The 13228-nt window shown below is 68.1% G+C and carries 12 protein-coding genes; 7 read left to right on the top strand and 5 right to left on the bottom strand.

Annotation, left to right across the window (positions count from 1 at the left end; all coding sequences use genetic code 11):
- The first annotated feature begins 11 nt into the window (after positions 1-11).
- Both D892_RS0108410 and D892_RS0108415 read left to right on the top strand, forming a co-directional pair.
- Complete coding sequence (locus D892_RS0108410; RefSeq protein ID WP_024800815.1) at positions 12-1205, top strand: acyl-CoA dehydrogenase family protein; 1194 nt, start codon at positions 12-14, stop codon at positions 1203-1205.
- 20 nt (positions 1206-1225) lie between these two features.
- Positions 1226-2353 (top strand): acyl-CoA dehydrogenase family protein, encoded by a 1128-nt coding sequence (locus D892_RS0108415; protein WP_024800816.1) that lies wholly within the window; start codon positions 1226-1228, stop codon positions 2351-2353.
- Positions 2354-2450: 97 nt separating this feature from the next.
- Here D892_RS0108415 and D892_RS49135 read toward each other — a convergent pair whose 3' ends face one another.
- The gene (locus tag D892_RS49135) at positions 2451-2876 is read right to left on the bottom strand and encodes a type II toxin-antitoxin system death-on-curing family toxin (RefSeq protein WP_255360211.1); all 426 of its coding nucleotides are present in this window, start codon (positions 2874-2876) and stop codon (positions 2451-2453) included.
- 27 nt (positions 2877-2903) lie between these two features.
- Here D892_RS49135 and D892_RS0108425 point away from each other — a divergent pair, with 27 nt between their 5' ends.
- Positions 2904-3317 (top strand): VOC family protein, encoded by a 414-nt coding sequence (locus D892_RS0108425; RefSeq protein WP_024800817.1) that lies wholly within the window; start codon positions 2904-2906, stop codon positions 3315-3317.
- On the opposite strand, the gene D892_RS0108430 is transcribed toward D892_RS0108425, so the two are convergent.
- The 4 genes from D892_RS0108430 to D892_RS0108445 all read right to left on the bottom strand — a co-directional run bounded on the left by D892_RS0108430 (position 3305) and on the right by D892_RS0108445 (position 9062).
- Positions 3305-4327 (bottom strand): sigma-70 family RNA polymerase sigma factor, encoded by a 1023-nt coding sequence (locus tag D892_RS0108430; protein WP_024800818.1) that lies wholly within the window; start codon positions 4325-4327, stop codon positions 3305-3307. The two genes, D892_RS0108425 and D892_RS0108430, sit on opposite strands and share 13 nt — an antisense overlap.
- Positions 4328-4461: 134 nt before the next feature.
- Positions 4462-6108, bottom strand: a complete 1647-nt coding sequence (locus D892_RS0108435; RefSeq protein WP_024800819.1) for an acyl-CoA synthetase — start codon at positions 6106-6108, stop codon at positions 4462-4464.
- 310 nt (positions 6109-6418) lie between these two features.
- Positions 6419-7960: an acyl-CoA synthetase gene (locus D892_RS0108440; RefSeq protein WP_024800820.1), complete on the bottom strand. Its 1542-nt coding sequence runs from the start codon at positions 7958-7960 to the stop codon at positions 6419-6421.
- A 64-nt stretch (positions 7961-8024) separates the two neighbouring features.
- The gene (locus D892_RS0108445) at positions 8025-9062 is read right to left on the bottom strand and encodes an LLM class F420-dependent oxidoreductase (protein ID WP_024800821.1); all 1038 of its coding nucleotides are present in this window, start codon (positions 9060-9062) and stop codon (positions 8025-8027) included.
- A 150-nt stretch (positions 9063-9212) separates the two neighbouring features.
- Between D892_RS0108445 and D892_RS0108450 the strand changes: the two genes are divergently transcribed.
- From D892_RS0108450 to D892_RS0108465, 4 genes are all read left to right on the top strand, one after another.
- Positions 9213-10220 (top strand): Zn-ribbon domain-containing OB-fold protein, encoded by a 1008-nt coding sequence (locus D892_RS0108450; RefSeq protein ID WP_051499025.1) that lies wholly within the window; start codon positions 9213-9215, stop codon positions 10218-10220.
- Positions 10221-10256: 36 nt separating this feature from the next.
- A complete protein-coding gene (locus D892_RS0108455) occupies positions 10257-11294 on the top strand; it encodes a thiolase domain-containing protein (RefSeq protein ID WP_036566828.1) in 1038 nt (345 codons plus the stop codon).
- Positions 11291-12457, top strand: a complete 1167-nt coding sequence (locus D892_RS0108460) for a thiolase domain-containing protein (RefSeq protein ID WP_024800824.1) — start codon at positions 11291-11293, stop codon at positions 12455-12457. The genes D892_RS0108455 and D892_RS0108460 overlap by 4 nt, the downstream gene beginning before the upstream one ends.
- A gap of 314 nt (positions 12458-12771) precedes the next feature.
- Positions 12772-13191, top strand: coding sequence for a nuclear transport factor 2 family protein (locus D892_RS0108465; protein ID WP_024800825.1), 420 nt, complete (start codon positions 12772-12774; stop codon positions 13189-13191).
- Positions 13192-13228 lie beyond the last annotated feature (37 nt).

The raw sequence follows: 13228 nt of genomic DNA on the forward strand, positions 1-13228 counted from the left end.
GGTAACCCGCCATGCGGATTGCGTATACCCCGCAACAGGAACAGCTGCGCGCCGAGTTGCGCGAGTACTTCGCCACCCTGATCACCCCCGAACGGCGGGCGGCGCTGTCCGCGCAGACCGGCGAGTACGGCCACGGCGACGTCTACCGGGAGGTCGTGCGGGACATGGGCCGCGACGGCTGGCTCGCGCTGGGCTGGCCGAAGGAGTTCGGCGGGCATGACCGTTCCACCATGGATCAGCTGATCTTCACCGACGAGGCGGCGATCGCGGGCGCGCCGGTGCCGTTCCTGACCATCAACTCGGTGGCGCCGACGATCATGCACTACGGCACCGAGGAGCAGAAGAGGTTCTTCCTGCCCAAGATCGCCGCCGGTGAGCTGCACTTCTCCATCGGGTACTCGGAACCGGGCGCCGGCACCGACCTCGCCTCGCTGCGCACCTCCGCGGTGCGCGACGGCGACGACTGGGTCATCAACGGCCAGAAGATGTGGACCAGCCTGATCCAGTACGCCGACTACGTCTGGCTGGCCGCGCGCACCGATCCGAACGCCAAGAAGCACAAGGGCATCTCCATGTTCACCGTGCCGACGACGGCCGAGGGCTTCTCCTGGACCCCGGTGCACACGATGGCCGGACCGGACACCAGCGCCACCTACTACCAGGACGTGCGGGTCCCGCATACCGCGATGGTCGGCCCGGAGAACGGCGGCTGGCCGCTGGTCACCAACCAGCTCAACCACGAGCGGGTGGCGCTCACCTCCGCCGCGGCGCTGCAGCTGGCGCTGGCCCAGACCGTGGAATGGGCCAGGGAGAACAAGGATTCCACCGGCGCCCGGGTGATCGACAGCGAGTGGGTGCGGCTGAACCTGGCCCGGGTGCACGCGAAGGTGGAGTACCTGAAGCTGCTGAACTGGGAGATCGCGTCCGGCGCGGATCACGGCGGCGATGCGGCTCCGCGACCGTGGGACGCCTCCACCTGCAAGGTGCTCGGCACCGAACTGGCCACCGAGGCCTACCGGCTGCTGATGGAGGTGCTCGGACCGCAGGGCTACCTGCGCCAGGACTCGCCGGGCGCCGCGCTGCTCGGGCGGCTCGAGCGGATGCACCGCTCCTGCCTGATCCTGACCTTCGGCGGCGGCACCAACGAGGTGCAGCGCGACATCATCGCCATGACCGCCCTGAAGCAGCCCGCTGCGGCGCGTTGACCGAAAGCTGAGTGATCACGATGGATTTCACGACAACCGAAGCACAGCAGGATCTCGCCCGGCTCACCGGCGAGGTGTGCGGCAAGCTCGTCACCGCCGACCGGCTGCGCGAACTGGACAACGGCGGCGGGCGCGCGGAGACCGACACCGTGCGCTTCGACGAGCCGCTGTGGAAGTCGCTGGGCGAGACCGGAGTACTGGCGGCCGCGCTGCCGGAGTCGGTCGGCGGCAGCGACCTGGGGGTCCTGGAGCAGACCGCGGTGCTGCGCGAACTGGGCAAGCATCTCGCGGCCGTGCCGTATCTGTGGTCGGTCGTGCTCGGTGCGGGGGCGCTGGCGCGTTTCGGCTCCGCGGCACAGCGCGAGCTCGCGGCGAAAGCCGCTGCGGGCGAGGCGATCTTGACGGTGGCGCTGACCGAGGAACGGAACTGGGAGCCGTCCCGGCCGACCACCACCGCGACGGCCGACGGCGACGGCTGGCGGCTCGCCGGCACCAAGACCGTCGTGCCGTTCGCCGGGCAGTCGTCCCGAATCCTGGTGTCGGCCACCGTATCCGACTCGCCCGCGGTATTCCTGGTGGATCCGGCGGAGGCGAACGTTCGGCTGACGGCGCAGCAGGTGGTCGACCGCAGCCCGGAGGCCGAGATCGAATTCGACAGCGCGCCCGCCGAATTGGTGGGCACGGTCGAATCCGGTGCGGAGATCCTGGACTGGCTGCTCACCCGCGGCTGGCTGGGCCTGGCCGCACAGCAGCTGGGCACGCTGGAGCGCGCGCTGGAGCTGGTCGCCGAATACGGCCGCGAGCGTGAGCAGTTCGGCCGAAAGATCGGCAGCTTCCAGGCGGTCGCGCAGCGGCTGTCCGACGGCTACATCGACCTGCAGGGCCTGCGGCTCGCGGTCACCCAGGCGGCCTGGATGCTGTCGGAGGATCTGCCGGCCGGACCGGAGGTGCACACCGCCAAGTTCTGGGCGGCCGACGCCGGGCACCGCATCGCCCACACCGTCGTCCACGTGCACGGCGGCGTCGGCATCGACCGCGACCACATCGTGCACAACTACTTCACCGCCGCCAAGCACAACGAATTCGCCCTCGGCGGCGCCACCGACCACCTCCGCGCGCTCGGCGCCCACCTCGCCGATCCGCACTGACCTCGCCCACCCGCACCGACGCCGAGGCCCGGCCCGAACCGCACCGGTTCGGACCGGATTTCCGCGTTCCCTTCCGCGATTCGCGCGCCCGCGGTATTCACTCCTCGAATCGGTGCAGGAACTCCGCGATCACCGGCACGTCCAGCTTCCCCTGACAGCAATCCAGAACGAAACGTTCCGCCTCGTCCACGTCGAACGGCGCGGCCGGCCGATGGTCGTTCAGGTGCAGGAACACCCCCGTGGCGTACCAAGCGAGGCGCTTGTTCCCGTCGACCAGCCCGTAGTTGCGCGCGAGCGACTCCATCAGCGCCGCCGCCTTGTGCCACACGTCGGGGTAGGCGTCCTGACCGAACACGCTAGCCTGCGGACGGGCCAGCGCGGAATCGAGCAGCCCCCCAATCGCGGACCTCCGGCGTACCGAGCCGACAGGCCCCGGTCGGATTATCCGGAAATGGTTTGTTTCCCTTTGCAACCAGACGATGAGTTTTGCTCGCTCACCTCGTCGGAACCGGTGTAGACGCACCCGACTGCGCAGTCGAAAGGGACCGACATGGCCAGCAAGATGATCTTCCTCAACCTTCCCGTCGCCGACCTGGAGCGGTCCAGGAACTTCTACGAGTCACTGGGCTGGAAGGTCAATCAGGAGTTCACCGACGACAATGCCGCCTGCGTCGTCGTCGACGACAACATCTGCCTGATGTTGCTGGTGAAGCCGTTCTTCCGGACGTTCACCGAGCGGCCCATCGCGGATACCGCCGCCGCCACCGGCTCGCTGTACGCGCTATCGCTGAGCAGCGCGCGGGAGGTCGACGAACTCACCACCGCGGCCCTGGCGGCCGGCGGCACCGAAGAGATCAATGTGGACAAGCGCGCCCAGGAGGCCCAGGTCGGGATGCACGGCCGCACGTTCATCGACCCCGACGGGCATCACTGGGAGCCGTTCCACATGGCCTACCCGGCCTGACCGGCTCCCTCCTCCACCCGCAATTCCGGCGCCAGCCCGAACAGCGGGAACAGGCGCTCGGTATCGAGGAAGAAGTTCAGGCCGCTGATCTGGTCGCCCTCGAACTCCAGCACCGTGATCGACCACGGCGTGTACACGCCGGGCTCCTCGGTCGGCTTGTAGTGGCCGAAGGCGGGCAGCCCGTTGGCACCCGCCAGCGGGACCAGCTTCGAACCCCGGCACTGCTGTCCCGTGGTGAGCATGAACCGCGCGACGTTCGCGGGGCCGGAAATCCACAGCTCGAAGGGCGGCATCGACAGCTCGACATCCTGTTTCAGCAGGGCCGTCAGCGAATCCATGTCGTAGGCCTCGAAGGCCCGGACGAAGCCGTCGACGAGTTTGCGCTGCTGCTCGTCGGATTCGTCGTAGCTGCCCGCCTCCGCGGGCTGCACCTTCGCCATGGTGGCGCGCGCCCGCTGTAGCGCGCTGTTCACCGAGGCCGGCGACATCAGCAGCATGTCGGCGGTCTCGTTCGCGGAGAAGCGCAGCACCTCGCGCATGATCAGGATCGCCCGCTGGGTGGCCGGGAGGTGCTGCACGGCGGCGACGAAGGCCAGCCGCAGCGAATCCTTCGCGGTGGCATGCTCGGCCGGGTCGGCGCCGAAGGCCAGGGCATTCGGGATCGGCTCGACCCAGACGTAGTCGGGCTGCGGGGGCGGCAGCGGGGTATCCGGACTCGACGGACCCGACAGGTCCATCGGCCGGGCCCGCCGCTGCGGCCCGTCCAACATGTCCAGGCAGACGTTCGTGGTGATCTTGTACAGCCACGACCGCAGGCTGGACCTGCCCTCGAAGGTGTCGTAGGCCTTCCACGCTCGGGTGAACGCGTCCTGCACGGCATCCTCGGCCTCGAACGAGGATCCCAACATTCGGTAGGCGTAAGCGCACAGCTCCCGCCGATATCCCTCGAATTGATCCAGCACCTCGCGAGAGATCTCGGCGGCGCCCGCGGAACTGCCCGGCTTGCTCATGCCAGACACTCTGGCACATGGCACCGACAAGAAACACCCTGGAATCAGAGTCGATACCGACTCAAACGTGACATCAGTCACGGGACTGTCCTGGCGTCCCACCACCCGCGGGCGGACGGTGAGACCCGGACGCGCTACTTGGTCGCGGGCGCGGGAGCGTCCTCGTCGGCGGCACGAGACTCGGCGTGCGCCTTCGCCCACTTGTAGTCCGGCTTGCCCGCCGGGGAGCGCTGGATCTCCTCGACGAACCAGATGCTGCGCGGGATCTTGTAGGAGGAGATCTCCTTGGTCAGCACCGGGCGCAGTTCCTCCAGGGTCGGGCGCCGACCGCCCCGGCACTGCACGACCGCGGCCACCCGCTGGCCCCACCGCTCGTCGGCGACACCGATCACCAGCGCGTCGAGGACCTCCGGATGGCACTTCAGCGCACCCTCGACCTCCTCGGGATAGATCTTCTCGCCGCCGCTGTTGATGCTGACCGAACCGCGCCCGAGCATCGTGACGGTGCCGTCCTCCTCCACCCGCGCGTAGTCGCCCGGAATGGAGTAGCGAATCCCGTTGAACTCCTTGAACGTTGCCGCGGTCTTGACCGGGTCGTTGTAGTAACCCACCGGAATGTGCCCCTTGCGGGCGAGCAGGCCGACCTGCCCCGAACCGGGCACGACCGGATTGCCGTCCTCGTCGAGCACCTCGGTGGAGGCGTCGATCTTCACCCGCGGGCCGCCGGTGTGGGTACCGCCCTTGGCCGCGATGGAGATACCACCGAAACCGGTCTCCGACGAGCCGATCGAATCGGTGATCACCGTATTCGGCAGCAGCTCGATGAACTCGTCCTTCAGCGTCGGCGAGAACAGCGCCGCACTGCTGGCCATCGCCCACAGGCTCGAATGCTTGTACGGCTCACCGGTTTTCGGGTTGCCTTCCTTCAACGCGTCGAGCATCGGCCGGGCCATCGCGTCGCCGGTTATGAAGATCATGTTGATGTCGTGCTGGTCGACCGCCTGCCACACGCCGTGCGCGCTGAACTCGGGCAGCATGATCGTCTTGCCGCCGTCGAACAGGCCGTGGAAGGTCGCGGTCTGCGAACCGCCGTGGATCATCGGCGGGATCGGGTAGCGCACCATCGGCGCGTTGCCCGCACCGGCCTTGGCCTGCTGCCACTCGTCCTGGACGTACTCACCGGACATGAAGTTGATGCCGCCGCCGAGCACCCGCCACCAGTCCTCGTGGCGCCACATCACGCCCTTGGGCATGCCCGTGGTGCCGCCGGTGTAGAGCATGAAGATGTCGTCGCCCGACCGGTCGGCGAAGTCCCGGGCGCCGTGCGTGGACGCCAGCGCCGCTTCGTAGTCCACGGAGTCGGCCGCGGTCGGGGTATCGGTGCCGTCGTTCACCACGAGGACCGACTTCAGCTCGGGAGTCTTCGGCCGGACCGCGGACACCTTGTCGGTGTACCGGCGCTCGTGAATGAGCGCGACCAAGTCCGAGTTCTCGAAGATGTACTGCAACTCGTTCTCGACGTACCGGAAGTTGATGTTGATCATCACCGCCCGCACCTTGAACACCGCGACCATGGCCTCGACGGCCTCGAGGGTGTTGCGCGTGTAGATGCCGACCTTGGAGCCCGGCTCCACACCCTGTTCCTGCAGGTAATGCGCGAGACGGTTGGCCCGGTCCTCCAGCTGGGCATAGGTCACCGAGCGAGTGTCGTCAGCCAGCGCGACGCGGTCCGGCACGAGGTCGACGGTGTGTTCGACGAGGTCCGCTATGTTGTAGCTCACAGGACAAAAATAGAACGTGTTCTCGGCTGTGACAAGGGTCAATTTACGCCGTTTACAAATTCATCCGGGATAGTAGCCGCCACCCGCCCGCCGGGTGACAGAAATCACGAAAGATGTTGCGGCACAACGAGAAATGCCCACCTGGGCAAACCAGGTGGGCTGTGACGATCCGTTCCCGACCCGACTGGGCCGGGTCCCGCCCCATTGACACGGGAACGACCACATCAGTCAGCTATAACTCTCATTCCCGAGTGTCATAACCACAGGCCACGTCGCCGTAGCAGGGGTGGAACACCGAGCAGCCGATCGGCTATGTCTTCACATAGCTCTCCCGGATCTTGCGCTTGTAGAGCTTGCCGTTCGGGTCGCGGGGCAGCTCGTCGAGGTAGTCGATGCTGCGAGGCAGCTTGTACTTCGCCAGGCGGCTCGCCGCGAACTCCATCAGCTCCCTGGTGAGCCGCTCGTCGCCGACGATCCCCTCGGCCGGCTGCACGACGGCCTTGACCTCCTGACCCCAATCCTCGTGCGGCAGACCGAACACGGCGACGTCGGCGACCTTCGGATGGGTGATCAGCTCGTTCTCGATCTCGGCGGGGTAGATGTTCACGCCCCCGGACAGGATCAGATCCGAGCGCCGGTCGTGCAGGTAGAGGTAGCCGTCCTCGTCCATGTGCCCGATGTCGCCGACGGTGAACAGGTCGCCGACCCGGGCGTCCTCGGTCTTGGCCCGGTCCTTGTGGTACTCGAAGTTCGATCCGCCCATCCGCATGTAGACGGTGCCGGTCTCGCCGGGAGGCAGTTCCGCCCCGTCGTCGCCGAGCACCTTCACCACCGCGTACGGCCAGGCCTTGCCGACCGATCCGGGCTTGCGCAGCCACTCCGCACCGGAGATGGAGGTGCCGCCGCCCTCGGTCGCCGCGTAGTACTCGGTGACGACCGGGCCCCACCACTCGAGCATCTGCCGCTTGGTCTCCTGCGGGCACGGCGCCGCGCCGTGGATCATGCAGCGCAGCGACGACACGTCGTACTTCGCGCGCACCTGCTCCGGCAGCGCCAGCAGCCGATGGAACTGGGTCGGCACCATGTGGCTGTGCGTGACCCGGTGCTTGTCGATCAGCCGCAGCATCTCCTCCGGATCCCACTTGTCCATCAGAACGACCTTGTGCCCCAACTGAATCGAGATGGAGGCGAAGTTCAGCACGGCGGTGTGGTACAGCGGCGAACCGCAGATGTGCACGTGCTCGTCGAACGGTTGCAGCCCGAACAGCCCGAAGAAGCCGGTCGACTGCGGCCCGACGACATCCGGATCGGCGCCGGTGAGCGGGCGGCGAACGCCCTTGGGGCGGCCCGTGGTTCCGGACGTGTAGAGCATCGGCGCACCGGTGGTGCGGGCGTCCGGGCGCCCGGTCTCGGTGGCGCCCAGCTCCGCCAGCGGCCGGAAGCCCGCCACCTCGCCGACCGAATAGCGCGCGTCCGCAGGCACTTTCGCCTCGTCGGCGGCGATCCGCGCGGCCTCGGCGAAACGCTCGTCGGCGATGAACACCTCGGCCTCGCTGTCGCCGAGGATGTAGGCCACCTCCGGCCCGGTCAGATGCCAGTTCACCGCGACGATGTACAGCCCGGCCTGATAGGCCGCGAAGTACACCGCGAGCGCCTCGGCGCTGTTGTGCACCATCGACACCAGCACGTCACCGGCCCGCATACCCTTGGCCTGCAGGCCCCGTGCGATGCGGTCGGCCTGCGCGGCCAGTTCTCCGTAGCCGACCTCCCGCCCCGACGGATCGACGACCGCGATCCGTCCGGGGTCGGTGGCGGCGATGTTCCACAGTCCCAGCTGCTGCGCCGGCTCCATCGAAGTCACTCCTCGAATCTAGAACGTGTTCTACATGCGAACAAGGGGCGGGACGAGACGAGGTTCAGGACCGGATCAACGGCGCGAGAGCCTCGAACTGGGCGACATCACGGACCCCGACCAGCAGCATGGTGACGCCCGCCTGCTCCCACACCTTCAACTGCTCCCGCACGTGCGCCTCGTCGCCGATGATCGTGGTGTCGAGAATCAGTTCGTCGGGGACGGCGGCCGCCGCCTCGTCCTTGCGGCCGGACCGGAACAGCCGGGTGATCTCGTCGACGATGTCGCCGTAGCCCATCCGCCGGTACACCTGGGCGTGGAAGTTCAGCTCCTCCGCACCCATGCCGCCGATGTAGAGCGCCATCACCGGGCGCAGCCGGTCCAGTTCGGTCTTCGGGTCGTCGGTCAGGATGACCTGCGCGGTAGCGGCGATCTCGAAGTCCTCGCGCGAACGCCGGGCACCCGGTCGCGCGAAACCCTCGTCGAGCCATTCGTTGTACATCCCGGCCAGCCGGGGCGTGTAGTAGATGGCCAGCCATCCGTCGGCGATCTCCGCGGTCAGCGCCACGTTCTTGGGCCCCTCCGCACCGAGCCAGATCGGCAGATCCGCACGGAGCGGATGGGTGATCGGCTTGAGTGGTTTCCCCAGGTCCGTCGCGCCGGGACCGTGGTACGGCATCGGGTAGTGCGGACCCTCGCTCATCACCTTGCCCTGCCGCGCGAGCACCTGCCGGATGATCCCGACGTACTCCCGGGTGCGCTGCAACGGCTTGGCGAACGGCTGCCCGTACCAGCCCTCGACGACCTGCGGACCGGAGACGCCGAGTCCCAGGATGTGCCGCCCACCGCTGAGATGGTCCATCGTCAGCGCCGCCATCGCGGTGGCCGTCGGCGTGCGGGCCGAGAGCTGCACCACCGAGGTGCCCAGCCGCACCCGGCCGGTCCGCGAACCCCACCAGGCCAGCGGGGTGAAGGCGTCGGACCCCCACGATTCGGCGGTGAACACCGCGTCGAAACCGGCCTCCTCGGCCGCCACCACCAATTCGCCGTGGTTGTCCGGCGGGCCGGCGCCCCAATATCCGAGTTGCAATCCGAAACGCATGACACTCCCTTCCACGGCACTCGCGTCAGGCCCGTAGGCGGCAGCTTGCGTAACCACGGAGGGCCCGCGAGTGCCGTCGTCGACCCAGCCCTGGCCTTGCCACCAGAGTTAGAACCTGTTCTACTCGATGTCGTGACTCAGGGGAACACCATGACCGGCACAGTTGCCGAGGGAAGTGGTTCGCAAACGGGAACCACTCCGGACGTACTCGCCGCGGAATTGCGAATGACGTTCGACTACACCCGCTCGGTCGGGCCGACCATCGGCCGTTTCCTGACCGGGCTGCGCGAGGGCCGCATCGTCGGCGTGCGCGGTTCCGACGGCCGGGTGCTGGTGCCGCCGCCGGAATACGATCCGGGCACCTCGGAACCGCTGTCCGACTTCGTCGACGTATCCGACGTGGGCACCGTACGGAGCTGGAGCTGGGTCCGCGACCCGCTGCCCGGGCAGCCCTTCGACCGGCCCTTCGCCTGGGCGTTGATCGAGCTCGACGGCGCGGACACCGGATTGCTGCACGCGGTGGACGTCGCATCCGCCGACGACATCCACACCGGCATGCGGGTGCGGGTGCGCTGGGCGGCCGAACGCAGCGGCACCATCCACGACATCGCCTGCTTCGAGCCCGGCGAAACCTCCGCCGCCCCAGCCGAATCCACCGGCGGCAGCAGGGACGCCGACCCGGTGACCGGCATCGTCACCCCGATCGACCTGAGCTACAAGCACACCGCGTCGCCGCCGGAGACGGTGTTCCTGCGGGCCATCGCCGAGGGCCGGCTGGTGGGCGCGCGGGCCGCCGACGGCAAGGTGTACTTCCCGCCGCGCGGCGCCGATCCGCGGACCGGCGAGCCGACCGAGGACTACGTCGACCTCGCCGACACCGGCATCGTCACCACCTTCTGCATCGTGAACGTGCCGTTCCAGGGCCAGCGGATCAAACCGCCGTACGTGGCCGCGTATGTCCTGCTCGACGGCACCGACATCCCCTTCCTGCATCTGGTGCTCGGCTGCGAGGTCGGCGAGGTCCGGATGGGCATGCGAGTCAAGGCATCCTGGCTTCCGCGCGAGGAGTGGAGCCACAACGGCCTGGAGAACATCTCGCACTTCGAACCCACCGGCGAGCCCGACGCCGATTACGAGACCTTCGCGCAGCATCTGTGAGTGCGGCCGAGGCCGCGGATAGAGAGCTGAAATACCTTGAGTGACAATACGACCGACATCGCGGTGGTGGGCTTCGCGCACGCACCGCACGTCCCGGAGACCTACGGCACCACCAACGGTGTCGAGATGCTCACGCCCTGCTTCGACAAGCTGTACGACAAGCTCGGCATCGGCGTGGGCGATATCGACTTCTGGTGCTCCGGATCATCGGATTACCTTGCCGGACGCGCCTTTTCGTTCATCTCGGCGATCGACTCGATCGGCGCCGTGCCGCCGATCAACGAATCGCACGTGGAGATGGACGCCGCCTGGGCGCTGTACGAGGCCTGGGTGAAACTGCGCTCCGGACAGGCGAAGACGGCGCTGGTGTACGGCTTCGGCAAGCCCTCGGCCGGGACGCTGCGCCAGGTGCTGACGCTGCAGACCGATCCGTACCTCGTCGCGCCGCTGTGGCCGGACGCGGTATCGATGGCCGGCCTGCAGGCGCGCGCCGGGCTCGACGCCGGGCGCTGGACCGAACGCGATATGGCGGCGGTGTCGGCCGCCGACGACGCGGAGATCGAAAATCGGCTCGCCGCACCGTATGTCGCCGATCCGCTGCGCGAGCACGACATCGCCCCGATCACCGACGGCGCGGCCGCGATCGTGCTGGCCGCCGGCGACCGCGCGCGCGAGCTGTGCGAGCGGCCGGCCTGGCTGACCGATATCGCGCACCGCATCGACACCCCGGTGCTCGGTGCCCGCGACCTGACCTCCTCGCCCTCCGCGGCGGCGGCCGGAAAGGCCGTATTCGGTGACGACGCGGGCGGATTCGACGTCGCCGAGCTGCATGCGCAGTTCAGCCACGAGCAGCTGATCCTGAAACAGGCCCTGGGTCTCAACGGCGGCACCCGGATCAATCCCTCCGGCGGCGCGCTGGCGGGCAACCCGATGTTCGCGGCCGGGCTGGAGCGGATCGGCTTCGCCGCGACGGAGATCATCAACGGCACCGCCGGACGCGCCCTCGCCCACGCGGCGAGCGGGCCTGCGCTGCAACAGAACTTGGTGGCCGTCTTGAATGCGGAGGCACGATGACAAACCTTGCTGCGGTGCTCGGCACCGGACAGACCCATCACGTGACGAAACGGGCCGACGTGTCCATGGCCGGGCTGTGCCGCGAGGCCATCGATCGCGCACTGGCCGACGCCGAACTCACCATGGCCGATATCGATGCGGTCGTGGTGGGCAAGGCCCCGGACCTGTTCGAGGGTTCGATGATGCCCGAACTGTTCCTCGCGGATGCCCTGGGCGCCACCGGAAAACCGCTGCTGCGCGTGCACACCGCGGGTTCGGTGGGCGGCTCGACCGGCGTCGTCGCGGCCAACCACGTGCAGGCCGGCGTGCACGGCAAGGTGCTCGCGGTGGCCTGGGAGAAGCAGTCGGAATCCAATGCCATGTGGGCGCTGTCGAATCCGGTCCCGTTCACCAAGCCGGTCGGCGCCGGCGCCGGCGGGTACTTCGCCCCGCACGTGCGCGCCTACATCCGGCGCGCGAACGCCCCGCTGCACATCGGCGCCATGGTGGCGGTGAAGGATCGCCGCAACGGCGCGAAGAATCCGCTCGCCCATCTGCAGCAGGCCGATATCACCATGGAGTCGGTGCTGGCCTCGCAGATGCTGTGGGACCCGATCCGGTTCGACGAGACCTGCCCCTCCTCGGACGGCGCCTGCGCGCTGGTGATCGGCGACGAGGCCTCGGCGCGGAAGGTCGAGGAGTCCGGCAAGAAGGTGGCCTGGGTGCACGGCACCGCCATGCGCACCGAGCCGCTCGCCTACTCCGGCCGCGATCAGGTCAGCCCGCAGGCCGGCCGCGACGCCGCGGCCGCGCTGTGGCGGCAGGCCGGAATCGCCAACCCGCTGGAGGAGATCGACGCCGCCGAGATCTACGTGCCGTTCTCCTGGTTCGAGCCGATGTGGCTGGAGAACCTGGGCTTCGTCCCGGAGGGCGAGGGCTGGAAGCTGACCGACGCCCGGGAGACCGAGATCGGCAGGAAGCTGCCGGTCAACCCGTCCGGTGGCGTGCTCAGCTCCAACCCGATCGGGGCCTCCGGCATGATCCGCTTCGCCGAGGCCGCCAAACAGGTGATGAGCCGCGCCGGGGACTACCAGGTCGAGAACGCGCGCAAGGCGCTCGGACATGCGTACGGCGGCGGCTCGCAGTACTTCTCGATGTGGGTGGTCGGATCGGAGCGACCGTGAACCACCATCGCCCGGCCGTTCGCGGCCGCTCTCGTCTCGCAAAGACGCGGGGGCGAGGGAATTCGAATGATGCGACATGCCATATCCGCGCCGAAGTGTCCGAGACGGTCGGATGACGGGATCATCGGACTCGAACTCGGCGTCGAGAAGGTCGAATTCCGCCGCGAATTCTTCGATTTCGGACGCATGCGAATGAATATACGAGCACATCTGCAAGCCCATCGGCAAACTCACCGCGCTACGCACCGAATGCGGCCGGACCGACCAGTCTTTCGAGTTCACGGGCCCGATTTCGGCGCTGAACAGGAGTCGCCATGACAACGAAGACCGACCATCCGGCTCGCACGGCCGGTTACGCCTCCCAGGCCGCGGTACGCGCCCGCGACAAGGCGGCGTGGCTCGAACTGTTCGCCGCCGACGGCATCGTCGAGGATCCGATCGGGCCCTCGGTGTTCGACCCGGAGGGCAAGGGGCATCGCGGCCGCGATGCCATCGCAGCCTTCTGGGACAAATCGATCGGCGCCACCGAGGCGATCGAGTTCCTCTTCGACGACTCTTTCGCCTGCGGCAACGAGGTCGCGTTCACCGGGACGATCCGCAGCCACATCGGTGGTCAGGTGATCGATGCCGAGGGCGTGTTCACCTACCGGGTCGACGACGACGACGGCAAGATCCTGGCCCTGCGCGCGTTCTGGGAGGCCGAACGCGCCATGCAGACCATGAAACCAGCCTGACACCAGCGCTTTCGGTGCGAGCCGAAGGGACTCGGTG

This window comes from Nocardia sp. BMG51109 (genome assembly GCF_000526215.1).
Taxonomy (GTDB): Bacteria; Actinomycetota; Actinomycetes; order Mycobacteriales; family Mycobacteriaceae; genus Nocardia.

Excerpts from the sequence above, each read along its gene's own strand:
- D892_RS0108410 (WP_024800815.1), top strand. The coding sequence starts at position 12 with ATGCGGATTGCGTATACCCCGCAACAGGAACAGCTGCGCGCCGAGTTG.
- D892_RS0108415 (WP_024800816.1), top strand. The coding sequence starts at position 1,226 with ATGGATTTCACGACAACCGAAGCACAGCAGGATCTCGCCCGGCTCACC.
- D892_RS0108425 (WP_024800817.1), top strand. The coding sequence starts at position 2,904 with ATGGCCAGCAAGATGATCTTCCTCAACCTTCCCGTCGCCGACCTGGAG.
- D892_RS0108430 (WP_024800818.1), bottom strand. The coding sequence starts at position 4,327 with ATGAGCAAGCCGGGCAGTTCCGCGGGCGCCGCCGAGATCTCTCGCGAG.
- D892_RS0108440 (WP_024800820.1), bottom strand. The coding sequence starts at position 7,960 with ATGGAGCCGGCGCAGCAGCTGGGACTGTGGAACATCGCCGCCACCGAC.
- D892_RS0108445 (WP_024800821.1), bottom strand. The coding sequence starts at position 9,062 with ATGCGTTTCGGATTGCAACTCGGATATTGGGGCGCCGGCCCGCCGGAC.
- D892_RS0108450 (WP_051499025.1), top strand. The coding sequence starts at position 9,213 with ATGACCGGCACAGTTGCCGAGGGAAGTGGTTCGCAAACGGGAACCACT.
- D892_RS0108460 (WP_024800824.1), top strand. The coding sequence starts at position 11,291 with ATGACAAACCTTGCTGCGGTGCTCGGCACCGGACAGACCCATCACGTG.
- D892_RS0108465 (WP_024800825.1), top strand. The coding sequence starts at position 12,772 with ATGACAACGAAGACCGACCATCCGGCTCGCACGGCCGGTTACGCCTCC.